Consider the following 26,479-nt stretch of genomic DNA (forward strand, 5'->3'; position numbering starts at 1 on the left):
CAATTCTTTTGATGGGTACGCATTAATACTCTGGGTGGTAGTCGCCGATGCGTTGACAACTGGTTTCGATTGTGAAACCGGAGTCAGTCGTCGCTCCGTCGCAACGAGTTGCCCGACGGCTGTAGCGCAACCGTGACAGGCCGGTCGAGGCACGCGGAAATCGTCCGGCCACGGTGAAGCGCACGGGCTCCTTTCCCTGTGGGCCCACGGAAAAGGGAGCAACACCTTGGCTGATGACGGAAAGATGAACCGGCGTTCGGCGCTGCGGGCCGCGGCCGTGCTGGCCGGTACCGCCGCGGCCGCGCCGCTGCTGCGCGAGCCGGCCGCGGCGCAGGCCGGTGCCGGCGGTGACGCCGACGCACTGTTCAAGGCCGGGAGGTTCGAGCAGGCCGGCCGCGCCTACGAGGAGATCCTCAGAGCGGACCCCGCGAACCTGCACGCCGCGCGCCGGCGCGGCCAGGTCGCGTTGCTGGGCAACAAGTTCCCCGACGCCGAGAAGTACCTCAAGATGGCGCTCCGGCTCGCGCCGGACGACAGGGACGCCCACAGGTTCCTGGGTGACTGCTACCTGAGGCAGGACGAGCTGGCCCTCTCCGTGCCCCACTGGCGGGCGATCGGCGACGAGACCCGCGCCACCTGGTTCGAGGCCGTCAGCGGTGAGCCGTACCGGATCCACGGCGACACCGCGCGCCTGCCGTGGCGGCAGATGGACCCGATGCCGCTGGTGGAGGTCTCGGTCAACAACGGACCGCCGAAGCGCTTCACGTTCTACACCGGCGCACCGTGGCTGAGCCTGTCCAAGTCGGTGGCCGCGGAAGCCGGGCTGGCTCCCGTGGCCAAGCAGAACATCGAGTTCCTCAACGGGCGGGTATGGCAGTACTTCGGGGTGCTGGACTCCCTCGCGCTGGGGGGCATGGAGCTGCGCAACATCCCCGTGAGCTGGTCCGAGTGGGAGTCGGGCGAAGAGGTGGAGACCGAACACGACGGCATGATCGGCATGTGGGTCTTCTACCACCTGCTGTCCACTTTCGACTACGCCGGCCGGTCGCTGGTCCTGCGCCGCAACACTCCCGACGCGGTCGCCGAGGTGCGCGCCGCCGCGGCACGGGTGGGCGCCCGGCCCCTGCCGATGTGGCTGGCCCGTGAGCACGGGCTGCACAGCCAGGGCAGCATCGCCGGCGCCATCGGCTCGGGCACGGCGGTGGTGGGCGTGCTGTTCGGCGGGCACAGCGAGGTCGCCGGAGTCGTGAACGGGGAAGCGGCCAGGAGGTTGCGGATCCGGCTCGACCACGACCGCCCGGTCGAGACCTTCTCCGGCAGCCACCCGGTCGTCACCTACCCGTGCTATCCCGAGGAGCTCCGCCTCGGCGACGCCACCGCCAACGGGGTCTACTGCTACACGAACCCGAACTCTCCGCTCGCTCCCAACGGGTTCGACGTGCCGGCCGCGTTCTTCCACAGCTTCCACAAACCCGGCAACGTCACCCTGGACTTCACCACCATGACCCTGTTCACCGCGCGCGGCCCCGCAGGCTGACACCGGCACCGCTGTTCCTCCTGACCGACGTGCTCGGGCCGCCCCGGCGGCTGGTCCTGCCTCGGCGGGACCAGCCGCTGCCGGCTCCGGCAGCGACCACTGGTTCGTCCACACCGTGCCCACTCGGTATTGACAGAGCTCGCATCTGCGCACAACCATGGAAGCGCTCTCATAACCGGTCTGGACCAGTTCTCGGAGCGGAGGGCCCCGACCGCCCTGAACCGGTCGGGGTTCTGCTGACGGAGCACCCCTGCACAAGGAGTCACATGCGTACGCGAACAAAGTGGTTGAGTGCGCTCGCCGTCCTGGCGGCGACCGCTTCGGCGGCCGTCGCGATCACACCGGTACAGGCGATCGGCCCCGACCTGCTGCCCCTCAACGTCACCAACAACAGCGGCCGGTCCGAGGCCGTGCACCTGTACGTCCTGGGCACCGACATCCGCAACGGGCGCCTCGGGTACGTCAACCAGGCGGGCGCGTTCACGCCGTGGTCGCCGGGCGGCAACCCGCCGACGCCCGCGCCGGACGTGTCGATCGCCGGTCCCGGTCTCGGCGGCACCACCACGTTGCGGGTGCCCCGGTTCATCTCCGGCCGCGTCTACATGTCGTTCGGCGAGAAGCTCAAGTTCTTCCTGACGCCCGACGGACTGGTGCAGCCGGCGCCGTGGGCGTCCGGCGACCCGAACAGCGGCATCCTGTTCGACTGGAGCGAGTTCACCTACAACGACGCCGGCCTGTGGCTCAACAGCTCCCAGGTGGACATGTTCGCCGTACCGCACGCCGTGACCGTGACGGGCGCGAGCGGTGCCACGAAGAAGACCGGTGAGCTCAAGTCCGGCGGGCGGGACGCGGTCATCAACGGCATCCGCAACCAGGCGGGCTGGGGCGGGTCGATCATGTCCCGCCCGGACGGCACCGTGCTGCGCGTGCTCGCGCCGGGCAAGGCCGCCGACGTCGGCAAGTTCGACCCCCACTACCTGGACTCCTACATCACCCAGGCGTGGAACGCCTACACGACCAAGACGCTCACCGTGCAGCCGTTCGGCGACCGGCCGGACGTGAAGTACTTCGGCCGCACCTCGGGCACCACGATGAACTTCACGAACTCCGCCGGACAGCAGGTGGCGTCATTCGCGAAGCCGTCCACGGCGAACGTCTGGGGTTGCGACGGCGCGCTGCACGCACCCAACGACCAGGTGGTCGGCCCGATCGCGCGCACCCTGTGCGCCGCCCTGCACCGCTCCACGCTGGGCCGCATCGACGTCCAGCCCGGCGGCGGTCCCGCGGACTTCTACCAGGGCGCGATCACCAACCACTACTCGCGGCTCGTGCACCAGAACATGGTGGACGGCAAGGCTTACGGGTTCGCGTTCGACGACGTGCAGGCGCAGGAGTCGCTGGTGCACGACGGCGACCCGCGTTCGGCGGGGATCATCCTCACCCCGTTCGGCGGCTCGGCGCCTCCGCCCGCGGCCGGCAGCATCGTCAGCGACTGGCACGGCAAGTGCATCGACGTGCCGAACTGGAACTTCGCCGACGGCCAGCGCCTGATCGTGTGGGACTGCACGGGCGGCACGAACCAGAAGTTCGAGTTCGTGGGCGGCACCATCCGCACGGAGAACAACAAGTGCGTGGACGTGGCGTGGGGCTCGACCGCGAACGGCGCGGCCGTGCAGCTCGCGACCTGTTCGGGGAACGCGGCTCAGCAGTTCGTGCTGTCCGGGGCGGGTGACCTGGTGAACCCGCAGGCGAACAAGTGCGTGGACATCGCCGAGTGGAACCCGAACAACGACGCGGTGCTGCACATGTGGGACTGCGTCGGCGGCGCCAACCAGAAGTGGCACCGCGGCTGACACCCGACGTGCGGCTGACGCCGGGGCGCCTCCGCGCCCCGGCGTTTTCCGTGTTCCTCGAAGACGGACGTGCTCGCTTCGTCAGTTCTCGGAAGGTGCTCGCGGCGTGATCGGCGGCTCCTGGAACAGGTTCGCCCAGCTCGGCTGGTCCACATGGGACGGAGCGGGCGGCACGTGCGGCTGGTGCGTCTCGGGGTGGCTGAACAGGTCGTTCGCCGCGTGCAAGGTCATGGGTGCTTCCGATCGCTTCCGGAACAGCTGTGGTGGTCCGCGTAATACCCACCGCCGTCCGGGTTCAACCGGGTACTTCCGCGCTCCGCGGAGCCTCCGCCGCCGCGCCGGGAGCCCGGCGCTACTGTGCGGCACAGGGAGGACGAGATGCCGAGTGGAGTGATCATCACCGGGGCGTCGCGGGGCGTCGGCCGCGCGACCGCCGTGGCTTTCGCCGAGCGGGGCCACCGGGTCGCCGTGCACTACGGCAACCGCCGTGAGGACGCCGAGGACACGGTGGCCCGGCTCGCCGGAGACGGGCACGCGGTGATCGGGGGCGACCTCGCCGATCCCGACGCCGCCCGTGACCTGGTCGCCGAGGCGGTGCGGGCCCTCGGCGCGGTGGACGTGCTGGTGAACAACGCCGGGGTCGCGCCGACCGACCGGAACCGGCACCGCCTCGGCGACACCGCGTGGGACGAGTGGACTGACGCGTGGCGGTCCATGTTCGCGGTGAACCTGATGGGCGCGGTGAACGTCACCTGGGCGGTGGCGCAGCACCTGATCGACCGCGGCGCACCGGGCAGCATCGTCAACGTCGGCTCGCGAGGTGCGTTCCGCGGGGAACCGGACTACCCCGCGTACGGGGCGAGCAAGGCGGCACTGCACGCTTTCGGGCAGTCGGCCGCGGTCGCGCTGGCGCCGCACGGGATCTCGGTCACCTCGGTCGCGCCGGGGTTCATCGCCACCGAACGGCAGGCCGGGAAGCTCGCCGGTGAGGAGGGCGACGCCGTGCGCGACCAGAGCCCGTTCGGCCGGGTCGGCACTCCGGAGGAGATCGCCGCCGCCATCGTGCACCTCGCCTCGCCGGAGGCGGCCTGGTCGTCCGGAACGGTCCTGGACCTGAACGGGGCGTCCTACCTGCGCACCTGACGCGGTCGCCCGTCCACGCCGATGACCGGCTGCCGGACTCACTCCCGGCCGGGGCGCGCCTTCGTCACGATGGCGCTCATCACGATCTCGAAGAGGCGCTCGGCGCGCGACTCGAGCCCCGGCTGGTCGCTGAGCCAGACGAGCGAGGACACCAGGGCGAACAGGTCGGCGCCGTCGAAGTCGGTGCGCGCCACGCCGGCCTCCTGGGCGCGGGAGAGCAGCCGCGCACCGGACCCGCGCATCGCCACGCAGGAGCTGTGGAGCGCCGATTCCGGGTCTTCGATCGCCTGCACCATCGCCGTCACGACGCCGCGGTAGTTCGTGCACACCGCGATGAAGTCGCGCAGCCACAGCACCAGCGCCTCGTCGGGCGGGTTCGAGGCCTCGACCTGGGCCGCCCGCTCGGTCAGCTCGTCGAAGCTGGTGCGGAGCAGGGCTTCGAGCAGCGCCTCGCGCGTCGGGAAGTGCCGCTGCACGGTGGCGAGCCCGACCCCGGCGCGGCGCGCGATGTCGCGCATCGACGCCTCGCTGCCGTGCTCGGTGATGACCGCGCCGGCGACGGCGAGCAGGCGGTCGTGGTTGGCCTTGGCGTCCGCCCTCATCTGCGCTCCTTGCCTATCCGAGTCACTGACCCGTATATTCGGGTCAGTGACTCGGAAAAACGGGTCCGTGACTCGGTTGAAGTTTACCCAGTGAGACGAGGAGAGAGCTGTGCTGCCGGAGACCATGAACGCGATCCGCCTGCACGACTACGGCGGCCCCGAGGTGCTGCGCTACGAGACGGCGCCCACGCCCGTGCCGGGGCCGGGACAGCTGCTGGTCCGGGTGCACGCGGTCGGCGTCAACCCTCCCGACTGGTACGCGCGTGAGGGGATGCCCGGTGTGCCGGACGAGCTGAAGCCGCCGGTCGAGCTGCCCCTGGTCCCGGGGACCGACGTCTCGGGCGTCGTCGCGGCGACCGGTGCCGGTGTCGAGGGCTTCGCCGTCGGCGACGAGGTGTTCGGCCTGCTGAACTTCCCGATCTCGCTGCAGGGCGGCGCCTACGCCGAGTACGTCGCCGCGGCGGCGACCGACTTCGCGCACAAGCCGGCCGGTGTCAGCCACGAGCACGCCGCGGCCGCGGCCATGTCGGGCCTGACGGCGTGGCAGTTCCTGATCGAGCTCGGCCACGACTTCCCCTCGCCGTTCCAGCGAGCCCCGCACCGGCCGATGGCGCTCGGCGCCGGGAGCACGGTCCTGGTCAACGGCGCCGCCGGCGGCGTCGGGCACCTCGCGCTGCAACTCGCCAAGTGGCGGGGCGCGCGGGTCGTCGCCGTCGCCTCCGGTGCCCACGAGGAGTTCCTGCGCCGGCTCGGCGCGGACGAGGTGATCGACTACACGAAGGACCGCCCCGAGGAGGTCGTCCGCGACGTCGACCTCGTCCTCGACTGCGTCGGCGGACCGCACAGCAGGCGCTTCCTCACGACGATCAAGCGCGGCGGCTCCCTCTACCCGGTCTACTTCGGCGAGTTCGACGACGAGGAGAACGCGAGGCTGGGCATCACGGTCACGGCCACGCAGGTCCGGTCGAGCGGCGCGCAGCTCGCCGAGATCGGCCGCCTGCTCGAGAACGGCACCCTCCGGGTCGCGATCGACAGCGCCTTCCCGCTGAAGGACGCCCGAGCCGCGCACGAGCGAGCCGCGCGGGGACACCTGCGGGGCAAGATCGTGCTCACCGTCGCATGAGCCCGGCGGAGCGGCTCGCCGTCCACGACACCCTGGCCCGCTACGCCTTCGCGCTCGACCGGCACGACCCGGCGGCACTGGAAGCCGTCCTGACCGCGGACGCGACCTGGACGTTCCACCTCCCCGGCCGGCCCGTCCTCGGCCCCGTCGCCGGCCGCGAGGCGGTCCTGGAGTTCGTGCGGACCGCGTGGGCCGCGGAAACCGGGCAGCGGCGACACCACCCGACCAACGTCGTCGTCCACGGCGCGGACGGCGAGACCGCGTCGGCGACCGCCTACCTGCTGCTGACGTCGGACGCGGCCGTGCTCACCACCGGCGTCCTCACCTTCCGGCTCGCCCGCACCGGAGGGGAGTGGCGGATCGCGGAGCTGGTCCTCGCCGCCGACGACGCTTCTGGGACACCGGCGGGGTCGGCCCTCCTGTCCACACCGTGGTCCGTGAGGCACCGCAGGTAGGGCGCCGTCAGCGCGTCTCGGTCCTCCGGAGTCATGTCCAGGCGCTCACCCAGGCGTTGCTGCTCGGGTGTGGCCGGCCCCGGCGTGCTGACCGGGCTGGACAGGGGCTGGACAGGGACGCCACCTCCGGGCCGCGGCTCTCCGGCACGTGCACCCGGGAACGCCGGGCGGCTACGACCCGAACTTCGTCCACCGCCCTTCGGAGACCACCTCGACGCAGCCGCCAACCACCTTGATCGCGGTCTGTTCGTCGATGGCGTAGGCCGGGCCGCCGATCTCCGCGGCCCACCGCTGGGCGTCGGCCAGGGTGTTCGTGGGGAAGGCGTCCAGGTGCGGGAAGATCGAGAAGTCGACGACGCCGAGGGTGCGGTCGTCCGGAGCCGCGGGCCACTCGACGAAGTACGTCCCGACGCGGGGCGTCATCACCATGCTGCCGGCACTCACCCCCACCCAGACCGTGTCGCCCAGCGACGGCAGCAGGCCGGCCAGCCCGGACTCCCGCAACCAGTGGCACAGGTACGTCGCGTCGCCGCCGTCGACCAAGAGCACGTCCGCCTCCCGGACCCAGGGAACCCACCGCCGCGCGCCGATGGTGGGCAGCGCGGTGAGCTCGAGGACACCGAGCGACGCCCAGCCCAGGCCGGAGAGGTGCCGTCCCGCGGGCTCGGCGGCCACGAACCCCCTGACCGAGGCCGGCCCGCACATCGGGTGACCCCACTGGGCCGTCGGGACGCAGAGGGCGTGGCACTCGGCGATCGGCTTGCCGAGGAGCTGCACGAGCGCCGAGTGGATGCTCGGGTTCGTGACGCCGCCTGAGGTGAGCAAGAGCTGCACGGTTGCCTCCGGAACGCGCGGAAGGTGGACGGGTCTGAAGACCGGGGGACGACCGGGGATTCATCGCCGTTCGCGCAACGGCGCGCGAGCCACCGCCCGTCAGCCTGGCCGGAAACGTCGGGGTTCACCCCTACCCCGAAGGTCTGGGGCCGGATCAGACCACGGGCCGATGTGCGCGCAGTGGCGGTTCCGGTGGAATTCCCGCACATCCGGATGTTCCTCCTGGGGAGAGCTCATGTCCTTCTTGACCGATGCCCTCGAAGGGCTGGCCGGTCTGCCGCAGCCCGCCGTGCTGGCCGTGACGGGCGCGTTGACGCTGGCGGAGTGCACGCTCGGCGTGGGTTTCCTCGCGCCGGGGGAGAGCGCCCTGCTGCTGGCCTCGACGACGGTGACGAGCGTGCCCAGGTTCCTGGCCATGTGGCTCGTGGTCTCGGTGTGCGCGATCGCAGGCGACAGCATCGGCTACTTCCTCGGCCGCCGTTTCGGCGACCGCCTGCGCGACAGCAGGCTCGTGCGCAAGGTGGGCCGGCAGCACTGGGACAAGGCGGCTGAGCTGTTGCGACGCCGGGGCGCGTGGGCGGTGTTCGTCGCCCGGTTCATGCCCGTCGTGCGGACCCTGGTCCCGGCGTCGGCGGGTGCGTCGAAGCTCGAGTACCACCGGTTCCTGCCCGCCTCGATCGCGGGCGCGGTGTGCTGGTCGGCGCTGCACATCGGCATCGGCTCCGCCGCGGGCGCCTCGGCGAAGTACGTCGAGTCCGCCTTCAACGGGGCGATGTGGGTCCTGCTCGGCGTCGCGGTGGTGATCGGCGTGGTCGTCGTGCTGCGCCGCCGCAAGCAGGCCGCGGTGGCCGAAGCCGCGGAACTCGAAGAAGTTGCCTGACCCCGCGCGTCACCGCTTCCGGTAGACCAGGCGGATGTTCTGCGGACCGGCCGAGGTGCGGCGGCGTTCGAAGAGCTCGTCCAGCAGGGCGACGACCGGCCGGCGGCGACGCCGGGTGAACACCGGGCGCCACAGGAACAGCACCAGCTCTCCTCCCGGCCGGAGCACCCGGTGCGCCTCGCGGATGGCCGCCAGGGGATCGGGCATCTCTTCCAGGCTGTAGCCGTAGAACAGGGTGTCGGCCCGGTCGTCGGCCAGCGGGAGCTTGCAGCCGTCACCGGCCACACAGGACATCCGCGCACCCGGCACGGCGTCGAGCTGGTGCCGCAGCGCTCGCATGGCCGACGGTGACGGATCGAGGGCGATCAGCGTGTTCTCCGCGCCCAGGTGGGTTTTGAGGGCCGTGGTGTAGAAACCGCCGCCGCTGCCGACCTCCAGGCAGACGCTCCCGGGGCGGCGGCTGATCACCCGCAGGTCGCGGCGGGGCAGGTCCCACCCGAGGACCATGCGCAGGACCGGGCTGCTGATCAGCCGGTACAGGCGGTCGGGCGTGCGCCACCCGCCGCTGACACCGGGGTGTGCCGTGCCGGTCTTGAGGTCAAGGTCGGTCATCGTCGTGTGATTCCTTCTTTTTGGGCAGCGCACGCGCCGCGGCGATCGCGGCGAGGACGAACAGGACGGCACCGACCACCAGTGCGGCCCGCAGGCCGGTCACGAACGCGGCACGGGCCAGTTCGAGCAGCCGGGAGCCTGCTTCGGACGGTAGTCCGGCGGCAGCGGCGGCCGCCTCGGTGAGGCCGTCCCGCGCCGGCGCTGCGGAGCCGGGAAGACCGGCCGCGTAGACCAGGGTGGCGATGCTGCCCAGAACCGTGACACCGAGCCCGGCCCCGAGCTCGTAGGCGGTCTCCTCGACAGCCGCCGCCGCGCCCGCCTGCTGCGCCGGTGTGGCGGCGAGCAGAGCGTCGGAGGCGGCGGTGAGCGAGATCGAGACGGCGAAGCCGGTCGCGGCCAGCACCGAACCGAGCAGCCACAGGTTCTCGGTCACCGTCAGGCCCGCGGCGGCGGCCGCCAGTGCCGCCGCGGCGACGACGAAACCGGCGACCGTCATCCGGCGGTTCCCGAACCGCTGCAACAACGGCCCGGCGACGACGCTGCCGATGACCGCCGAGACCATGACGAACATCAGCCGCAGCGCGGCGGGCATGGGTTGCAGCGCGAGCACGAGCTGGAGGTACTGGGCGAACAGCAGACCCAGGCCCACCAACGAGGTCAGCACCAGCAGGACGCTGCCGACCGCGACGCTGAACGCGCGGTCGCGGAACAACGTCACGTCGAGCAGCGGGACGCGGAGCTTCCGTTGGCGCCGGACGAACGCCACGAGGAACAGGCACCCGAACAACCCGGCAACCGGGCCGAGCACGAGCATCGTGCCGCCGTGCGGGGTCTGCTTGATCGCGAACGCCACCCCGATGACCCCCAGCGCGGCCAGCACCGCGCTGAGCACGTCCCACGGCCCTTCCGGCGGGTCCGCGGACTCCGGGATCAACCAGTACGTCAGCGGAACCGCCACGACCATCACCGGCACGTTGATCAGGAACGCGGCGTGCCACGAGAACGTCTGCACCAGGAAGCCGCCGAGCAGCGGCCCGAGCACAGCCCCCGAGCCGGCCACCCCGCTCCAGATGCCGATGGCCAACTGGCGTTCCGCGCGGTCGGGAAACGCCTGGCGCAACAGCGACAGCGTGGCCGGCATGATCATCGCGCCACCGACGCCGAGCACGGCCCGCGCGGCGATCAGCACCCCGACGCCGGGTGCCCACGCGCAGGCGAGCGAAGCCAGCCCGAACACGACGTACCCGAGGACCAGAACGCGACGCCGGCCGTAACGATCGCCCAACGTGCCGAAGGCGAGCAGCAGGGGCGCCGCGACCAGCGAGTAGACGGCGATGATCCACAGCTGCTCGGTGGACGTGGGCCGCAGGTCCTCCGCCAGCGCGGGCAAGGCCATGTGCAGCACGGTCGCGTCGACCGACACCAGCAGCAGGCTGGCGCACAAGATCGCCAGCACGAGCCAGCGCCTGCTCACCAGCACTCCGTGAGGAGGAGTCGTCACAACCGGTCGACCTTGCGCAGATGGCGGTACACGGCTCCACTGTGGCCGATCGCGGTCCGCGGCACCTCATACTTCGGGCGTTCGTGGATCATCCTGTGGTCGTAGAGGCGCAGCCCCGGCACGCCGGTCCTCCGACAGCCGAAAGCCGGCGTCGCCGACCCGCGCGGTGGCGTGGCGGGTGTCAGCCGGTCTCCTCGACCCGGCGGAACGGGGTGGTGCGGCTCTCGCCAGACCGATGTCGATACCGGGCGGATGGCAACCTCCTCGTTCTCCTGGAGGACCATCGTGCCATTCCGACCGGCCGGCTTCCGGCGGGCTGATCGACGACCGCGGCCCCGCGCCAGCCCGACGCGCAGGTCAGAGCGGTTGAGGCGACCGCGGCGAGCCGCGTTCGCACACCAGTTCGGCGTCCGCTTGGCCGAGCGGGTCTAATGCTTCCGGCGGAGTTCCGCGGGCGGCCTCGACCAAGGGAAGTGGTGGAAGTGGTGGAGATGACGGATCTGGTGCGGTCGTGGCGGGAGGAGATCTCCCGGCTCGACCCGCGGTTGCGGGAGCTGGTGATCACCGCGGACCACGGCGACTTCTGGCACCTGTCGTTCGACCTCGGGGAGGTGTCCCACGAGGCCATCTCCGGCGACCTGGAGACGTTCGCGTTCGTGGACGAGACGGGGTACTTCGAGGACGAGGTGCCCGCGGCCGGCGTGCCGCAGCGGGTGGTCCAGTTGTTCGCGTGAAGCAGGAGAACTACCCCGTCGGGACAGCCGGGGGCCGTCAACCAGGACGTGACGGCAGATCTGATCGTTGCTCGTGCTTTCGAGGAGATTCCCCGCAATAAGCTGAAGGTGGATCACGCGTCGCGGTTGAAGCCGGCTCGTGCCCAGAAGAAGCTCACGACGGTGATGCCCACGCACCAGATCGCCGCGATCAGTGCGCTGTTCCCGATCGGCGAACCGATCAGCAGCCCGCGCACGGTGTCGATCACCGGTGTGAACGGCTGGTACTCCGCGATCCACCTGATCACCCCCGGCATCGAGTCCGTCGGGACGAACGCGCTGCTCACCAGCGGCAGCAACTGGATCGGGAGGATCGCCGTGTTCGCGCCGGCCGGGCTCTTGGCCGAAGCGCCGAGCGCGACGGTCAGCCACGTCAGTGCGAACGCGAGCATGGTCAGCACACCGAGCGTCGCCACCCACTCGACCGGCGTCGCCGACGGGCGGAAACCCATCAGCAGCGCCACGGCGAGCACCAGCAGCACCGAGACCATGGTCCGCAGCACCCCGCCGATCACGTGCCCGATCAGCAGCGAGGCACGGGAGATGGGCATGGTGCGGAACCGGTTGATGATGCCCTCGGTCATGTCGACGCTGACGGTCACGGCCGTCGCGCCGCCGCCGTAGCAGACCGTCAGCAGAACCATCGACGGCGCGATGTAGTTCAGGTACCCCATCCGGCCGTCGGGCATCGTCGCCCCGAGCGCACCGCCGAGGATGTAGACGAACAGCAGCAGCAGGATCACCGGCGTCAGCAGCCCCGACACCAGCATCAGCGGGTAACGGACACCGTGCAGCAGGCTGCGCCGCAGCATGGTGGCCGAGTTGCTCGTGGACAGTGCCAGCGCGCTCATCGGGTAGCTCCTTGCGGGACGGTCTTGCGGTCGGTCAGTGCGAGGAACACGTCGTCGAGGTCCGGCGTGTGCACAGTCAGTTCCTCCGCCTCGACCGACGCGTCGTCGAGGCGGTCGAGCACGGTCCGCAGGGCGCGGACACCACCGTCGTTGGGCACCTTGAGCGTCAGCTCCTCGGTCTCCGGCAGCGGCACGGCGAGCGCGGCCGCGCCCGCCCGTAGCGCCTGCCCGTCGGCGAAGCGCAGCCGGATGTAGCTGCCGGGCACGCGCTGCTTGAGCTCGTCGGCCGTACCCTCGGCCACGAGCTTCCCGCCGTCCAGCACAGCGATCCGGTCGGCGAGCTCGTCGGCTTCCTCGAGGTACTGGGTGGTCAGGAAGATCGTCGTACCGCCGGCGACGAGGTCGCGGATGATCTGCCACATGGAGTGGCGGCTGCGCGGGTCGAGCCCCGTCGTCGGTTCGTCCAGGAAGATCAGGCTCGGTCCTCCGACGAGCGTCATCGCGAGGTCCAGCCGGCGCCTCATGCCGCCCGAGTAGGCGAGTGCCTTGACCTTCGCGGCGTCGACCAGGTCGAACTGCTCCAGCAGCCGGGTCGCGAGCGCACGGCCCTCCCGCTTGCCCAGGCGGTGCAGGTCCGCGACGAGCAGCAGGTTCTCCCAGCCGGTCAGCAGGTTGTCCACCGCCGCGAACTGGCCGGTGACGCTGATGGCCTTGCGCACCGCGTCGGGCTCGCGTGCCACGTCGTGACCCGCGACGCGCACCTCACCGCCATCCGCGCGGAGCAAAGTCGTGAGGATGTTGACCGCGGTCGTCTTGCCCGCGCCGTTCGGGCCGAGCAGGGAGAAGATCGTTCCGGCCGGGACCCGCAGGTCCACGCCGTCGAGCACTACCTTGTCGCCGTAGGACTTGCGCAAGCCGGTCGTCTCGATGGCGAACGGATGAGTGGACACGCCGCACTCCTTCCAGGAAGTCGGAATCGCGGCGCTCAGGCGCGCCGGATGTGGATGTTGCCGAACATCGTCTGAGCGCTGACCTTCACGGACTCGCCGGCGCCGGAAGGGCCTTCGGCGTCGTCGAGGTCGTTGCGCACGCCGCCCACCAAGGCGTTGAGGGCGAGCCACACCGAGCTGCCGTCGCGGACGCCGACGTTGAGCGAACCGCGTGCGGTCTCCACGACCACCGATCCGCGCACGACCTCGTCGATGCGGACGTCACCGTTGGAGGTCTTGATCTCCACGTCCGCGGCGGCCTCGCGCACCACGATGTCACCGTTGACGCCCTTGACCTTCAGGGTTCCGGTGACCACGCCGAGCGCGGTGGAACCGTTCAGGTTCTTGACGACCGCGGTGCCGAGGATGCGCGGGATGCGGATGTCGCCCTGGGCGGTGGTCACGTCGGCGTTGCCCGCCACGTGGCGAACGTCGACCATGCCGACCGCGGACTCCACCTCCAGCGCGTTGACCTCGTCCAGGTCGACGTCGCCCGCGGCGGTCTTGAACCGCAGGTCCCCCAGAGCTCCGGTGGCGCGCAGGTGGCCGAGCGCGGCGGTGCCGCGCACGGAGGAGCCCTCCGGCAGCTCGATGGCGACCTTGATGGCGCCGTAGCGCTGGTCGTCCGCCGGGCTGCCGCGCCCGAACAGCTTGCGCCGCCGCTTCGGCGACTTGATCAGGAGCTTGCCGTCGGAGTACTCGACCTGGGTCTGCTCCGCGGCCCTGATGTCGACCTCGTTCTCCGACGTGGGTGTCACCTCGACGACGGTGTCCGCCCGGTTGCCCGCGGTGATCCGCACGTCTGCGGCAACGAGGTCGAGTTTGACGGCGATCGGTTCTGCGGTGTTGAAGGTCGGCATGCGACTTCCCCCTTTGTGCGGTGCCGGGTGGCGAACGAGCGTTTCGGTCCGGACTACTGGGCCCAGCCGGTGTGGCCTTCGTTGATGCGCAGGCCGCCTGCCCTGCGGCGGCGGCGTTCTTCCAGTTCGACGGCGTTGGCGACGACCCGGACGAGCCACGCGTTGGCGGAGAGCCCCTCACGGCCAGCCGACTCGTCGACCCTCGTCTTGAGGCTCTCCGGCATGCGCAGGCTGATTCGTGCCGTGGGACCTTCGTCGGACAGGACTGCCGACGTCAGTGGCTCCTCCTCTGGCGTCGAAGTGGCGTCACCTCCAGGCTTTTCGGAGCGAGGTGGCGTCACCACGAAGTCCGGGTTGCCCGCCCGCAACCGCACATCGACGGAGCCGGGCCGCAGGTCTTCGGTGATCTCCTCCGCCGCGGTGGACAGGGCGTCCAGCAGGGTGAATCGGATCGCCGACTCCAGGGTCGCGGCGAACTGCCCGGTGGGCGACGTGGCGTCGGCCCCTTCTGTTTGGGCAGCCACCGCCAATGCTCGGCGGAGGCTCTCCACATATGACGAGAGGTCCATGACGCCAATCTAGCGCCAATCTGGCGTCATAACAACTCCCGTGGGGGCCGGAGTGGCGCTACATGACGCGCATGGCGGGTGCTGGGGTTAGAGGGCTGGTCTGTCAAGCGTGCTGTGTGGTCGTGGTGCCGGGCGTACGACATGTCGTTCGAGAGCAAACATATAGCCGGTCGATGCGGTGGCCAACCGAACAGGGCGGCGTTCCCGGAGATGGGCGCCGTGTCATTGTGGAGGTCGTGCAACCGGATGATCCTTTTTGGACAGTGGGGCCCGGCAACGCGAACGGCCTGCCGATGGAGTCCATCGACAGGCCGCTTGGCAGTCGTACCGGCGCAGACGCCGGAGTTCTTCCGCAGAACCGAACCGTCAGGATCGGCCGGGGATCACCGGACCCTCTGCCGGCAGGCTCGCCCGGTTCACGTTGCGGATCCTGGACCTGTCGAACGCGTACTGGTCGAGGATCTGGCCGTTGCGGATCCAGCGCTTGGTGCGGCCCACCAGGTAGATCCTGCCCGTTTCGTTCTCCCGGGCGAGGTACGACCCGGAGACCAAGGGCGCTCCGATGTCGATGACAGCGCCGCCGGACTGCAGTCCGGCCCAGTTCGCCCACAGGTTGAAGTAGGTCAGCTCGTCGGGGACGTGGTGCCGCACACCGTCGATCACCAGGTACACGGCCTTTTCGCCGGGGTTCTGGTAGCGGAACCCGTTGCAACCGCCGCACACCACCTGAGCAACCAGCTCGCCGGTCGGAGGCGCCGCGGCGGCCGATGCCGGTGCGTGGGGGGCGCCGATCAGGGACATCGCTGCGAGAAAAGCGAGTAACGACCGCGAAGACATTCGCATGAAGGACCCCTCGTTGGTCGGTCTTGGACCGGATTGGCTGCCGGGCACGGATCGGTTCCCTGGCCGATCGCGGTTCATCCGGCTGTCATGTCCTCCGAAGAGTGACCCTGTTGCTTCTCCAGCGGTCGCGGCATGTCCGGCATCCTGCGAATCGTGTCCCCCGTGACCCCGTAGTGGTCCAGGAACGCCTGCCGCAGGGTCTCGGCTGACCGCAGCCCGCACCGGCGTGCGATCACCGGGAGCGACAGTTCGCTGCTGCGCGCCAGGTGTGCCGCGGCCTCGGTCCGGACGGCACGCACGGCACGGGCCGGGGTGGTGCCGAGGTGGGTGGAGAACAGCCTGGTGAGGTGGCGTTTGCTGACTCCGGCCCGTGCCGCCAGCGCGGCGGAGCCCAAGTCCTCGGTGAGATGTGCGGCGATGTGGCCGAGCAGGTCGCGCACCAGCCGGTCGGCGGGCGGCGGCGCGGACAGGAACGTGCTGATCTGCGCCTGGTTGGCGGGACGGTGCAGGTAGGTCACCAGCTCGCGGGCGACGTTGCGCGCCAGCGTGGGACCGTGGTCGTCCTCGACCAACGCCAGGGTGAGGTCCAGCGCGCTGGACACCCCGGCCGAGGTGTAGATGTTGCCGTCCTGGACGTAGAGCGGAGCGAGGTCCACGGCGACCGAGGGGAAGGCCCCGGCGAGGACGTCCCCGTGGTTCCAGTGGGTGGTGACCCGTCTGCCGTCCAGCAGACCGGCGGCCGCCAGCACGAACGTGCCGGTGCACACCGACGCCACCCGGCGGCTGCGGCCGGCCAGCCGCCGCACCTGGACGAGCAGCCGCTCGTCGAACATCGCCTCTTTGGTGCCGGTCCCACCCACGACGACCAACGTGTCGATCTGCCCGGTCACCGCGGCCAGCCTCCGGCCGCCGGCGAGCACGATCCCCGACGAGGTGCGCGACCCGCGCCCGGAGGTCGTGGCCAGCTCGATGGCGTAGGGCGGTGCCGCGCCGAGCAGGTTGGCGTACTCCAGTGCTCCGCTGGGGCAGGCCACGTCGATGATCTGGGCGCCGTCGTAGGCGATGATCACAACCCGCCGCGCTCGGTCGTCTTCCACCCTGACAGGGAACCAAGACCGCGCAGCCGGGAGCGGCGTTTTCGGGTAGTTGACACCGCCGCGAGACGCCACGAGCCTCAAGTGACGTCAGGCAGCCGACCGGATGATCGCGGATCATTGCTTCCGCCGTCATTGGTGCAACCTGATCTCGGGTGATCTCCGTCCTTTTCTCGTGGAGCCCTGGCGTGCTCACCGAAGAAAGGATTGGCATGGACGTTCGTAGAAGCTTGATCCCGTTCTCCTGCGTCGTCATTGCCGCTGTGTTGGCGCTTGATTCGTGTGCGAGCAAAACAGACACGGCGCGGCAGGGCGGTCCGCTCGCCGTGCTCGACGACCCGGGGCGGGGTGAGTCGACGAGCCTGGGCGGCACCGGACGACTGCACGTCACCGAGCGGTGCGTGGAGCTGGAACCGGCCGAGACCGGCGCGCGCAAGCTGCTCGCCTGGCGGTCGGCCCAGGTCGAGTGGTCAGCGGGAACGATCCTCTTCACCACGGCCAACGGCGACGGGTTGACGATCAGGGCGGGGGACGCGGTGAGCGTCAGCGGTGAGGACCTCGTGGGTGACGAGCCGGTCGAGCGAGATCTCCGCTGGGTCGCGGAACCGGATCCGAGCTGTGCTCGCGACGTCTTCATCGTTCACGACGTGAGTCTGCTCGAGGCTCGTTGATACTCGTCCCATCGAACTAATTGTTTCCTGGCGGTGTGGTGCGGGCGCCGGAGATACATCCCGTTCGGCTGATTTTTCGGGGTCTTCGCGTGAACCGTAAGGCGGTACCTGTCGGCGATGTGCTCTGCCAAAGTTCCTCGCCGGGGATGTTCCTTTCTCGGTCGACTATTGGGAGTCGTCTTGAAGTATTCGAGGATTCCATTGGTAATCGCGTCGTGCGCGCTCGCCGGCACTGTCATCGCCGCACCGGCGGCTGCCGGTTCGCCGTCCGCGGGCGGCGGCACGGCGGTCGTCCACGGCGCAGCGGGGCCGGAGGCGTTGACCACCGACCTGGCACTGGTCGCCAGAGGCAGAGGCTGGACGGTCGAGGAGGCCGCCGCGCACCACGCGGTGGCCGAGGCGTTCGGCAAGGTGCAGCAGGAGGTGGCGGCCAAGTACCCGGACGCCTACGCGGGGGCGAAGCTGTCCGACAAGCCGGGCGGCGCTCCGACCCTCTACGTCAAGGGCAAGGCCGGCGACGACCTGCTGACGCGGGTCCGCGCCGCGGGCGTCGGTGCCGAGGTCGTCGACAACCGGCCGCACTCGTGGCTGGAGCTGGAGGAGCGGTCGGTCCGGCTCAACCACCGGCTGGCCGGCCTCGGCTTCCAGGACGTCGTCACGTCCTTCGACGAGACGACCTCGACGGTCGAAGCCGTGGTGACCAGGAGGCCGAACCTGCCTGCGAGGGCCGAGCAGGTCCTCTCCCGGCTGTCCGCTGAAGAGGTGCGGGACGTCCGGCTGACGATGACCGACGCGGACGTCGCGTCCGACGAGGCCGCGTTCGGCGGGATGGCGGTGCAGGACGACGGCGCCTTCGCGTGCACCAGCGGCTGGGCCGTGCAGACATCAGCTCCGGGACCACCGGCGTGACCACGGCCGGCCACTGCGACGGCGTCAACCAGATCGTCGAGCCCGGCGTGGGCACCCACACCCTGACCCACCAGGCGGAGCACCGCGGCGAGTGGGGTGACGTCGAGTGGAAGACCTCCACGCAGGTCGAGCCCGACGACTTCTACGCCACCGCGTCGGAGGTGCGGGACGTCGAGGCGGTGGAACCGCGTGCCTCGATCACCGTCGGCGAGTCGGTCTGCGTCTACGGGCGTTCCTCCAACTCGCGTGACTGCAGCGACACCGTGTTCCGCACGTCGATCTCCTGCACCAACAGCGGCGTGTTCAACGACCGTCTGGTGGCCATGAACGCCAAGCGCACCACCATCGGCGGCGACAGCGGCGGCGGGTGGTCGTTCAACTTCACGGCCTTCGGGTCGCACAAGGGTGGATGCAGCGTCGACGGCGTGACCCGCAACGCGTTCAGCGTCGCCGACCTCTACGACGAGGCGCTGGGCGTCCGCGTGCGCACGAGCTGAGCCCGTTCGGGGGCAGGGATGCCGGGACCGGACAGATCACTGGCCGGTCCCGGCACCTCCCGGTCCGGCGGGAGGAGTTCGGCCGATCAAGGCCGGTGGGCTGTCCGCGGACATCCGGGCAGACGCGGACTTCGGACGTTCAGAAGCCGCCGGGATAGGGTGAGAGCCAGTCGGCATGACGGCTTTTCGCGGCGTCGCGGTCGGCAGCCGTGGGCAGGAGGACGTCGGCGCCTCCGTCGTAGGGGTGGTGGATCCGGTCGAAGGTCAGGCTGGTGATCATCACTCCGGCGGTGAGGTAGTCGGCCACGGCGCGGAGCAGGTCGTCCACCAGACCACGTCGCCAGGGCACGCGGCTTGCGTGCAGGTGGGTGTAGGTGATGAAGTCCGGATCCGTCTCGTCCTCGTCGGTGCGCACGGACGTCCAGTGACACGCACCGGGATGCCAGCGTGAATGCTGCTCCGGCAGCGCCGGAGGCTCAGGGCCGTCCGACCAAGTGGCTGTGACGATCCGGACTTCCTGTCCGCGGAACAGTTCGTCCAGGACCGTGTTGTAGCGGTGGAGCACGATGTCGTACTCGGAGCTGTCACCGGGGTAGCGCTTGGATTCGGGCAGGCTGTGGAAGCGCACCCACCGGTCGCGGTAGACGTGCTTCAGGTCGTCGGCCAGCGGAGGGCACTCGGGCCACTGTTGTTGCCACAGCACCGACAGGTCGTCGAACACGTTGTTTCCCCAATGGATCGTGGACCTGCCGGATTCAGTCGACGAGGCTCGCTGAGCCTACGTACCGGGGCCGTCTGCGTGCAGTCCGTTTTCCACTGTCGTCGCCGTCCGCTCTCCCACCGCGTGATGGCGAGTTGCAGGAGCACCTGTGCGCGCAGCATCCGCGCGGGCGACCGGCGCAGCACGCGGTCGGCTTCGGTCAGCCACTGAGCGGCGGCGGTACCGCCGGTCGCGACGGCCACGGTGAGCAGCGCGCGGCCGATCACGGTCGGTGCGCCCCATTCCCGTGGCGGCCGAGACCGGTGTGCCGGAGCACCGGATCGAACCCTAACGACCGTTCTCGGACATCGGCCTGGACTCGGTCATGGGTATCGCCATTCGCGGGAAGCTGCAGCACAGCACCGGGATCGCGCTGCCCGCGGGCGTCCTCTCGACCCATCCGACGCCGGCGGCTTGATCAACGAGTGTGGAGCAGACTCGCCGGACCGCGTCTTGGCGCACTGCATGCCGTGCTCCCACCTGCTCCACTCAACGACGAACGGCCTGTCGATGGAAACCATCGACAGGCCGCACCCTTGTCTGCGTCCGACCCGCAGGTGACGACGGCGAGCGCCGCCGCCAGCGGCCCCAGCCTCCACAGTGGACTGACGAGTTTCGCCATCGTCTGAACGCCAGGCTCGAATCCGTCTCGTTCCGTCGTACCGCGGTCGTCATCTTCAGGAGGGAGGCGGTACGACGGTACTACTCGCGCTGCGGAGCGTTTTAACGCTCATCTCAGATTCGCTCGATAGGAAGTCGGCGTCATACAAGCGATGCAACACGCATGTAGGAGGCCAGTGAATGGCAGGCAACGCAGCGCCGTCCGGGGAAGCGCCGGCCGGTCGGTTGGCAGGCCGGTGGGTGCCGTGGTTGGTGATCGGCCTGTGGTTGGTGCTGACCGTGGTCATGGGGCCGTTGAGCGGAAAGCTGAGTTCGGTCACCACCGACAGCGCCGCGGACACCCTGCCGGCCAGCGCCGAGTCCACCAAGGTCGCGGTGCTGGAGGACAGTCTCCCCGGCGGGGACGACAACACGTTCGTCTTCGTGTACCACCGCGCCGGCGGCATGACCGACGCCGACCGCGCGACGGTCGAGCGCCACTACGACACCCTTGCCAAGCGGTACCCGCCGAAGGCGGTGACCCCGGTCGGCGAGGACGACGAGGGTCCACCGACGAACCCCTCCACCGACGGCAAGGCGATGATGTTCACCCTCGACGTGGGCAAGACCTACGGCGAACCGGAGGCCATCGTCGGTCCGTTGCGCGACGCCGCGAAGGACCGCCCCGCCGGCCTGGAACTCGACGTGACCGGCCCGGCCGCGGTCGACGGCGACATGGACGCCGTCTTCGACGGCATCGACCTGCAGGTCCTCCTCACCACCATCGTCGTCGTCACGCTCCTGCTCATCATCACCTACCGCAGCCCGGTGTTGTGGCTCATCCCGCTCGTGGCCGTGGGCGCGGCCGCACTGACCTCGATGGCGACCGTCTACCTGCTCGTCAAGGGCTTCGGCATCGTGGTCAACGACCAGAACTCGGCGCTGCTGACGATCCTGGTGTTCGGCGTCGGCACGGACTACGCGCTGTTGCTCATCGCCCGGTACCGGGAAGCACTGCACCACCACGAGAACGTCCGGGTCGCGATGGTCCACGCGCTGCGCGGCGCGGCGCCGGCCATCGTCGCGTCCGCGGCCACCGTGATCGCGGGCCTGCTCTGCCTGCTCGTCGCGGACCTGAACAGCACCAGGGGATTGGGCCCGATCGGCGCGGCCGGCATCCTGTGCGCGCTGGTGGCGATGCTGACGCTGTTCCCGGCGATCCTGGTGGTTCTCGGCAGGCGGATCTTCTGGCCGGCCATCCCGCGGTTCAGCACGACCGCGGAGGAGAAGCCGGGGCTGTGGGACAGGCTCGGCGCCACCATCAGCCGCCGCCGGTGGGTGGCGGCGCTCGGCTCGCTCGGAGTCCTGGGCGTGCTCGCCATCGGCCTCACGGGCAACACCGGCGCCCTGCGGGAGCAGGACCAGTTCGTGTCCGCGCCGGAGTCGGTCACCGGCTTCACCGTTCTCCGCCAGCACTTCCCGGAGCTCGGCGGCCAGCCGATGACGGTCTTCACGCGACCGGAGCACCAAGAGCGGGTGCTCGACGTCGTTGAAGGCACTCCCGGCGTGGCAATGGCCATGCCGGGCGAGACCAGCGGTGGCTGGGCCGACATCTCCGTGTTCCCGAAGGACGCGCCGGACACCGCCGCGGAGTACGACACGATCAAGCGGGTGCGCACCGCCGTGCACGCGGTGAGCGGGGCGGAGGCGATCGTCGGCGGGCCGAGCGCGGAGAACCTCGACACCGAGGTGACCGCCAGCCGTGACGAGAAGCTGGTGATCCCGTTGGTGCTCGCCGTCGTCCTGATCGTCCTCGCGCTGCTGCTCCGGGCGGTCGTGGCCCCGCTGGTCCTGATGGCCACCGTGGTCGTCTCGTTCGCGGCGGCCTACGGCGGCAGCGTGTTCGTCTTCGACACGGTCCTCGGGTTCCAGGGCGTCGACTACTCGGTGCCGCTGCTGGCGTTCCTGTTCCTGGTGGCGCTCGGTGTCGACTACAACATCTTCCTGGCCAGCCGGGCCCGGGAGGAGACCGTGCGCCTGGGCACCCGGCAGGGCATGCTCAAAGCCCTCTCCGCCACCGGTGGCGTCATCACCTCGGCAGGCCTGGTGCTGGCGGCCACGTTCGCCGTCCTCGTCACGCTCCCGCTGGTGATGCTGATCGAGGTCGGGTTCCTGGTCGCCTTCGGCGTGCTGCTCGACGCCCTGCTGGTGCGGTCGGTCCTGGTGCCCGCCCTCACCCTGCTGATCGGCCGGCGGATGTGGTGGCCGAGCCGGCTGTCCCGGCCGGTGGAGCCGCCGGACGGTCACCGGCCGCTCGCCGACGACGAGGAGCCCGCGCCGCAACGGTGAGCGAGATCCGGGACGGGCTCCAGGCCCGTCCCGGATCTTTTCCAGGCTCCCGCCGTGCCCCGTCCTGCGCCGTGCGGCCGGGACGGGTCAGCGCACCGCGGCGTCGTCCCCGGCGGTGAGCCGCGCGATCGAGGCGGCCGGGAGGTCGACCCGGAGCAACGCGCCACCGCGTGAGGAGCGGCCCACGGTGACCTGGCCGCCGTGGGCGTCGACGACCCGCTGCACGATCGACAGCCCCAGCCCGGATCCCGGCAACGCCCTGGCGCTGTCGGCGCGGTAGAACCGGTCGAACACCCGCGGCACGTCGGCGGCGTCGATGCCCGGCCCGGCGTCGTCGACCTCGAGCACCGCCGACGCGCCCTCGGTGCGGAGCCGGACCCGGACCGGCTGGTCTGCGGGGGACCACTTGCCGGCGTTGTCGACGAGGTTGAGCACCGCCCGCCGGAGCGCAGCGGGCCGCCCGCTCACCCACACGGAGGTCACGTCGAGCGCGACCTCGACGTCGGGCATGCGGGAGCACGCCTGGGTCGCGGCGGCCACCACCACGTCGGCGAGGTCGAGCAGTTCGGCGCTCTCGTCGCTGATGTCACCGCGCGCCAGGTCGGTCAGCTCGGCGGCGAGGGTGCTCAACTCGGCCACCTGGGCGCCGAGGTCGTTGAGCAGCCGGGTCCGGCTCTCGGAGGGCAGTGCGCTGTCCAGGGTGCCGCGCCGATCGAGCCGGATCAGCAGCTCGATGTTGAGGCGCAGGCTGGTGAGCGGGGTCTTGAGCTCGTGGGCGGCGTCCTCGGCGAGCAGCCGCTGGGCCTGGCGGGAGTCCCGGAGCGCGGCAAGCATGTCGTTGATCGACTGGATGAGCTGCCGGATCTCCCCACCGCCCTCGTCCGGGATGTCGGCGTCGAGATCCCGGGTGCGCGCGACACGCACCGCGGCGGCGGTCAGCCGGTCGATCGGTGCCAGCCCGGTCCGCGCCACGGCCCGCCCGACGAGGCCGCCGCACACCACGCAGAGCAGCCCGATCAGCAGCATGCCCAGCCCGAACCGGTTGATCGAGCTGTCGTCGGCGACGCGGGCCACCTGGACCGCCCCGCCGCCTGCCCGCAGCGTGTAGACGAAGTAGCCGTCGTCGTCGCTGTCGCCCGACTCCATCAGGTCGGCGGACGCGCCCCGCGCCACGCGCCCGGCGGCCTCGCTGACCGGGGGCAGCGCGGGTTGGCCGACCGGCGTCCGGGTCGAGCCGTCGGGCAGGACGACCCGCACCAGGCGACCGGAGCCGGGATACGGCGGTAGCTGGACCTGCGCCAGACCGGCGCGCTCCGCGTTCGCCGCCAGGACGCGGGAGTCGGCGCGCAACTGGTCCTCCGCGGTAGCCCGCAGCTCCCAGTCCAGCAGCTCGCTGGCCACCTGGAAGGCCATGAACACGCTGGCCGCGATGGCCGTCGCCGCGATCACCGTCAGCCTGGTCCGCAGGGACCGCCGATGCCACCACCGGCGCAGCCGACGCGGAGTAGCGGACCCGCTCACGGAGGAGTCTCCCGCAACGTGTACCCCAAGCCGCGCCGCGTGTAGATCAGTCGCGGCTCACCCCCGGCCTCCATCTTGCGGCGCAGGTAGCTCACGTACACCTGGAGGTTGTTGGAGGTGACGCTCATGTCGAAGCCCCAGATCGCCTCGAACAGCGCGCCTCGGGTCAACACCCTGGTCGCGTTGCGCACGAGGACCTCCAGCAGGAAGAACTCGGTCCGGGTCAGGTGCAGCGGCCGCCCGCCCCGCCACGCCTCGAACCTGTCGGGATCGACCCGGAGGTCGGCGAACGTCAGGATCTGCGACTCGTCGTCGCCCGGCGCGCGGCGGCGCAGCAACGCCCGGACCCTGGCCAGCAACTCCTCGGTGGCGAACGGCTTGGGCAGGTAGTCGTCGGCACCCGCGTCCAGCCCCGCGACCCGGTCGGAGACCTGGTCCCTGGCGGTCAGCATCAGCACCGGCAGATCCCGGCCCGCCGCCCGCAACCGCCGGCAGGTCTCCACCCCGCCGAGGCGGGGCATCATCACGTCGAGGATCAGCAGATCCGGTTCGTCGCCATCGATCCCGTCGAGCACGGCGAGACCGTTGGCGACGGTGCTGGTGTCGTAACCCTCGACCTGGAGCACCCGCTCCAACGACTCGCGGATGGCCGCCTCGTCATCCGCGATCATGATCCGCACGCCGGCCCGCCCCCTCCAGTCGATGCTTTTGCCGCTCATCGTCCTCGATCAACCTGAGGCCAGGATTAAAGCGTCGCCGCCGTGGTGCCCGCAGGCCGTGCCTGACGGATGCCGGGGTGCAAGGGGGAGGTTGGTGCCGCTACGGCCAGCGTGCCGTCAGCCGCCCGATCGCTCGCCACGGCCGAGCAGCCAGGACACCACAACGGCCACGACGGCGGCACACGCCATCGACACCAGGAAAACTGTTGATCCAAGCAGGAGATGTCCAGCAGGCCACCACCATGCGTGCGAATCGTCCTCGGACGTGAGCAGGTCGGTCGCTCGTCCAGCCGTACCGGGGACACGGCGCGACGACGGCAAAGAACCTCGGCTGCGTTCACCATGGCGGTGAGCGGGGGGCGAGCGCGTGGCTGACGTCGCTCGCGCACCTTGCGTCGCCCATCGCACGTTGCTCGACGGGAGGCAAGGGCGGATGGCCACTGATGGCGCCGTGTTGTCCTCACCCACGACCGTGCGACCGGCAGGAAGCCTCGATGGTGGTTGCCGGCCTCAGCTGTAAGCGATTCCCGCCGCCAGAAGTGCGGCGACGGGCACCGCGAAGCGGTCCGGAGGTCGCATGCGGTTCCCCTGAAGGGGTTGTGTGCGGGGGCCTGCGGAGAGCAGGAGCCAGCGGCCGTGGTCGCTCGGACACGCGCCTGTCCGGCAGACGTGGCGTCGGCTACTTCTTGCTCTTGCCTGGTGACTGCGGCTTGTCCTTCTGCTTCTTCGCATCTGTCCCCCCAGCCGGGGCGTGGGCGGCCGGGGGCCGCGCCACCTCCGGAACCGCTGGAACGGGGGTGGCGGTGCCCGCCTGGGCTGGCTGCCGGGCCGACGTCGTCACCGGTGCAGCGGTTTGGGGTGGTGTGGTGGACGTGAGGACCGCTGTGCTGGAGGACGTGGCGGCCGGGGGTGTGCTCGACGTGGGGGCCGAGTTCACCGGCTGGGCACCGGGTGCGATCACCCACGCGACGCTGACCGCGCCCAGCAGCGCCGTCGCCGACGCGAGGACCGCCTTGCGCGGCATCCGCGCCGACCGCGGCACCTCGACCGGAGCCGTTTTCGCGACGGGGGAGGAGGCCGGCCGGATGTCATCGGCGGGGTTCCCCGGCAGGGCGCGGGCGCAGCCGGCGGCGTCCGGCCGCTGATCGGGGGCGGAGGCGGTCATCGACGTCAGCAGGTCGACCAGGTCGACCGGCAGGTCCTCGGGGATGGCGGGGGAGCGGTGCAGGCGGGCGAGAGCAGCCTCGACCTCGCTGCCGGGGTACTCGCGGCGGGCGGTGAGGCATTCCAGCAGGACCAGCCCGAGGGCGTAGATGTCGGAGGGGTAGTCGACGTCGGTGCCGCGGACCTGCTCGGGAGCGAGGTAGGCGGCGGTGCCGACCATCTGGTCGGCGCGGGTCAGCCTGGTCGTGCCGGGCAGATGGGCCAAGCCGAAGTCGGCCAGGTACGGCCTGTCGTGGGCGTCGAGCAGGATGTTGGACGGCTTGACGTCGCGATGCACCACGCCCTGGGCGTGCACGTGAGCCAGGGCCTCGGCCAATTCCGCGCCCAACCGGCGCACCCGCTGGACCGGCAACGGGCCGCCAGCGATCTCCTCGCGCAGGGTGCGTCCCTCGACCAGCCGCATCACCAGGAAGGGCGTGTCATCTCCGGTACCGGCGTCGTGGACCGGCACCAAGCCGGGATGCGACAGCCCGGCCAGAGTGCGGACCTCGGCCTCGAACCGCCGCTTCGCCGTGTCGTCCCATCCTGGCCGGAAGACCTTGACCGCCACCTCACGATCCAGCACGGTGTCCTCGGCGCGGTACACCTCCGCCATTCCGCCGATGCCGATCGTGTCCAGCAACCGGTAGCGGCCCGCCAGCACACTGCCGTTAACTCTCGGTGACACCGCCACACCCTCCATCGTCCCGACGCGACACTTTTGGGTGCCC

General features: G+C 70.5%; 28 protein-coding genes. 12 read left to right on the forward strand and 16 right to left on the reverse strand.

Annotated features, from left to right (window positions below; genetic code table 11):
* Positions 1-226: 226 nt before the first annotated feature.
* Positions 227-1,537 (forward strand): tetratricopeptide repeat protein, encoded by a 1,311-nt coding sequence (locus tag BMW88_RS29570; RefSeq protein ID WP_143116304.1) that lies wholly within the window; start codon positions 227-229, stop codon positions 1,535-1,537.
* A gap of 266 nt (positions 1,538-1,803) precedes the next feature.
* Positions 1,804-3,390 carry a glycoside hydrolase family 64 protein gene (locus tag BMW88_RS29575; RefSeq protein WP_089956830.1) on the forward strand — a complete coding sequence of 529 codons (1,587 nt, stop codon included), beginning with the start codon at positions 1,804-1,806 and terminating at the stop codon, positions 3,388-3,390.
* A gap of 81 nt (positions 3,391-3,471) precedes the next feature.
* On the opposite strand, the gene BMW88_RS42230 is transcribed toward BMW88_RS29575, so the two are convergent.
* Complete coding sequence (locus tag BMW88_RS42230; protein WP_177221445.1) at positions 3,472-3,621, reverse strand: hypothetical protein; 150 nt, start codon at positions 3,619-3,621, stop codon at positions 3,472-3,474.
* 147 nt (positions 3,622-3,768) lie between these two features.
* On the opposite strand from BMW88_RS42230, the gene BMW88_RS29580 reads away from it, so the two are divergent.
* The gene (locus BMW88_RS29580) at positions 3,769-4,533 is read left to right on the forward strand and encodes an SDR family NAD(P)-dependent oxidoreductase (protein ID WP_089957155.1); all 765 of its coding nucleotides are present in this window, start codon (positions 3,769-3,771) and stop codon (positions 4,531-4,533) included.
* A gap of 38 nt (positions 4,534-4,571) precedes the next feature.
* Here the strand turns inward: BMW88_RS29580 and BMW88_RS29585 are convergent, their stop codons facing one another.
* On the reverse strand, positions 4,572-5,135 hold the full coding sequence (locus tag BMW88_RS29585; protein ID WP_089956833.1) for a TetR/AcrR family transcriptional regulator: 564 nt from the start codon (positions 5,133-5,135) through the stop codon (positions 4,572-4,574).
* A gap of 109 nt (positions 5,136-5,244) precedes the next feature.
* On the opposite strand from BMW88_RS29585, the gene BMW88_RS29590 reads away from it, so the two are divergent.
* The gene (locus BMW88_RS29590) at positions 5,245-6,258 is read left to right on the forward strand and encodes an NADP-dependent oxidoreductase (protein ID WP_245778151.1); all 1,014 of its coding nucleotides are present in this window, start codon (positions 5,245-5,247) and stop codon (positions 6,256-6,258) included.
* Positions 6,255-6,713, forward strand: a complete 459-nt coding sequence (locus BMW88_RS29595) for a nuclear transport factor 2 family protein (protein ID WP_089956835.1) — start codon at positions 6,255-6,257, stop codon at positions 6,711-6,713. Before BMW88_RS29590 ends, BMW88_RS29595 begins: the two co-directional genes overlap by 4 nt.
* Positions 6,714-6,884: 171 nt before the next feature.
* Here BMW88_RS29595 and BMW88_RS29600 read toward each other — a convergent pair whose 3' ends face one another.
* Positions 6,885-7,547, reverse strand: a complete 663-nt coding sequence (locus tag BMW88_RS29600) for a Type 1 glutamine amidotransferase-like domain-containing protein (protein WP_089956838.1) — start codon at positions 7,545-7,547, stop codon at positions 6,885-6,887.
* Positions 7,548-7,782: 235 nt separating this feature from the next.
* Here BMW88_RS29600 and BMW88_RS29605 point away from each other — a divergent pair, with 235 nt between their 5' ends.
* A complete protein-coding gene (locus tag BMW88_RS29605; protein WP_089956841.1) occupies positions 7,783-8,427 on the forward strand; it encodes a DedA family protein in 645 nt (214 codons plus the stop codon).
* Between the two features lie 9 nt (positions 8,428-8,436).
* Here the strand turns inward: BMW88_RS29605 and BMW88_RS29610 are convergent, their stop codons facing one another.
* From BMW88_RS29610 to BMW88_RS44095, 3 genes are read right to left on the reverse strand one after another with little or no spacing between them, the layout of a single operon-like run.
* Complete coding sequence (locus BMW88_RS29610; protein ID WP_089956843.1) at positions 8,437-9,039, reverse strand: class I SAM-dependent methyltransferase; 603 nt, start codon at positions 9,037-9,039, stop codon at positions 8,437-8,439.
* The gene (locus BMW88_RS29615; protein WP_245778152.1) at positions 9,026-10,513 is read right to left on the reverse strand and encodes an MFS transporter; all 1,488 of its coding nucleotides are present in this window, start codon (positions 10,511-10,513) and stop codon (positions 9,026-9,028) included. Before BMW88_RS29615 ends, BMW88_RS29610 begins: the two co-directional genes overlap by 14 nt.
* Before the next feature lie 23 nt (positions 10,514-10,536).
* Positions 10,537-10,662: a hypothetical protein gene (locus tag BMW88_RS44095; protein WP_281249462.1), complete on the reverse strand. Its 126-nt coding sequence runs from the start codon at positions 10,660-10,662 to the stop codon at positions 10,537-10,539.
* 369 nt (positions 10,663-11,031) lie between these two features.
* Here BMW88_RS44095 and BMW88_RS29620 point away from each other — a divergent pair, with 369 nt between their 5' ends.
* A complete protein-coding gene (locus BMW88_RS29620; RefSeq protein ID WP_143116305.1) occupies positions 11,032-11,274 on the forward strand; it encodes a hypothetical protein in 243 nt (80 codons plus the stop codon).
* Between the two features lie 113 nt (positions 11,275-11,387).
* Here the strand turns inward: BMW88_RS29620 and BMW88_RS29625 are convergent, their stop codons facing one another.
* The 6 genes from BMW88_RS29625 to BMW88_RS29650 form a co-directional block, all read right to left on the reverse strand.
* Positions 11,388-12,164: an ABC transporter permease gene (locus tag BMW88_RS29625; protein WP_177221447.1), complete on the reverse strand. Its 777-nt coding sequence runs from the start codon at positions 12,162-12,164 to the stop codon at positions 11,388-11,390.
* Positions 12,161-13,114, reverse strand: a complete 954-nt coding sequence (locus BMW88_RS29630; RefSeq protein WP_089956849.1) for an ATP-binding cassette domain-containing protein — start codon at positions 13,112-13,114, stop codon at positions 12,161-12,163. Before BMW88_RS29630 ends, BMW88_RS29625 begins: the two co-directional genes overlap by 4 nt.
* Before the next feature lie 35 nt (positions 13,115-13,149).
* Positions 13,150-14,013, reverse strand: a complete 864-nt coding sequence (locus BMW88_RS29635) for a DUF4097 family beta strand repeat-containing protein (protein ID WP_089956852.1) — start codon at positions 14,011-14,013, stop codon at positions 13,150-13,152.
* Between the two features lie 53 nt (positions 14,014-14,066).
* Entirely contained in the window at positions 14,067-14,582 is a 516-nt protein-coding gene (locus tag BMW88_RS29640; RefSeq protein WP_089956855.1) for a hypothetical protein, read from the reverse strand.
* A 366-nt stretch (positions 14,583-14,948) separates the two neighbouring features.
* Positions 14,949-15,383 carry a hypothetical protein gene (locus tag BMW88_RS29645; RefSeq protein ID WP_089956857.1) on the reverse strand — a complete coding sequence of 145 codons (435 nt, stop codon included), beginning with the start codon at positions 15,381-15,383 and terminating at the stop codon, positions 14,949-14,951.
* Between the two features lie 116 nt (positions 15,384-15,499).
* A complete protein-coding gene (locus BMW88_RS29650; RefSeq protein ID WP_089956858.1) occupies positions 15,500-16,522 on the reverse strand; it encodes a GlxA family transcriptional regulator in 1,023 nt (340 codons plus the stop codon).
* A gap of 323 nt (positions 16,523-16,845) precedes the next feature.
* Here BMW88_RS29650 and BMW88_RS29655 point away from each other — a divergent pair, with 323 nt between their 5' ends.
* The 3 genes from BMW88_RS29655 to BMW88_RS29665 all read left to right on the forward strand — a co-directional run bounded on the left by BMW88_RS29655 (position 16,846) and on the right by BMW88_RS29665 (position 18,596).
* On the forward strand, positions 16,846-17,190 hold the full coding sequence (locus BMW88_RS29655; RefSeq protein ID WP_089956861.1) for a hypothetical protein: 345 nt from the start codon (positions 16,846-16,848) through the stop codon (positions 17,188-17,190).
* Positions 17,191-17,391: 201 nt separating this feature from the next.
* Complete coding sequence (locus BMW88_RS29660) at positions 17,392-18,099, forward strand: hypothetical protein (protein WP_089956864.1); 708 nt, start codon at positions 17,392-17,394, stop codon at positions 18,097-18,099.
* Entirely contained in the window at positions 18,096-18,596 is a 501-nt protein-coding gene (locus BMW88_RS29665; RefSeq protein WP_143116306.1) for a hypothetical protein, read from the forward strand. The genes BMW88_RS29660 and BMW88_RS29665 overlap by 4 nt, the downstream gene beginning before the upstream one ends.
* Before the next feature lie 139 nt (positions 18,597-18,735).
* Here the strand turns inward: BMW88_RS29665 and BMW88_RS29670 are convergent, their stop codons facing one another.
* Positions 18,736-19,317 carry a DUF3885 domain-containing protein gene (locus BMW88_RS29670; RefSeq protein ID WP_089956869.1) on the reverse strand — a complete coding sequence of 194 codons (582 nt, stop codon included), beginning with the start codon at positions 19,315-19,317 and terminating at the stop codon, positions 18,736-18,738.
* Positions 19,318-19,663: 346 nt separating this feature from the next.
* On the opposite strand from BMW88_RS29670, the gene BMW88_RS44510 reads away from it, so the two are divergent.
* Positions 19,664-19,774, forward strand: a complete 111-nt coding sequence (locus BMW88_RS44510) for an acyl carrier protein (protein ID WP_425434707.1) — start codon at positions 19,664-19,666, stop codon at positions 19,772-19,774.
* A 383-nt stretch (positions 19,775-20,157) separates the two neighbouring features.
* Positions 20,158-22,305 (forward strand): MMPL family transporter, encoded by a 2,148-nt coding sequence (locus BMW88_RS29680; protein ID WP_089956875.1) that lies wholly within the window; start codon positions 20,158-20,160, stop codon positions 22,303-22,305.
* A gap of 87 nt (positions 22,306-22,392) precedes the next feature.
* Here the strand turns inward: BMW88_RS29680 and BMW88_RS29685 are convergent, their stop codons facing one another.
* The 3 genes from BMW88_RS29685 to BMW88_RS29695 all read right to left on the reverse strand — a co-directional run bounded on the left by BMW88_RS29685 (position 22,393) and on the right by BMW88_RS29695 (position 26,436).
* On the reverse strand, positions 22,393-23,826 hold the full coding sequence (locus BMW88_RS29685) for a HAMP domain-containing sensor histidine kinase (RefSeq protein ID WP_089956876.1): 1,434 nt from the start codon (positions 23,824-23,826) through the stop codon (positions 22,393-22,395).
* Positions 23,823-24,506 carry a response regulator transcription factor gene (locus BMW88_RS29690; protein ID WP_089957164.1) on the reverse strand — a complete coding sequence of 228 codons (684 nt, stop codon included), beginning with the start codon at positions 24,504-24,506 and terminating at the stop codon, positions 23,823-23,825. The genes BMW88_RS29685 and BMW88_RS29690 overlap by 4 nt, the downstream gene beginning before the upstream one ends.
* 718 nt (positions 24,507-25,224) lie before the next feature.
* Entirely contained in the window at positions 25,225-26,436 is a 1,212-nt protein-coding gene (locus tag BMW88_RS29695; protein WP_177221451.1) for a serine/threonine-protein kinase, read from the reverse strand.
* Positions 26,437-26,479: the final 43 nt, after the last annotated feature.

It is taken from the genome of Lentzea xinjiangensis (genome assembly GCF_900110955.1).
Lineage (GTDB): Bacteria > Actinomycetota > Actinomycetes > Mycobacteriales > Pseudonocardiaceae > Lentzea > Lentzea xinjiangensis.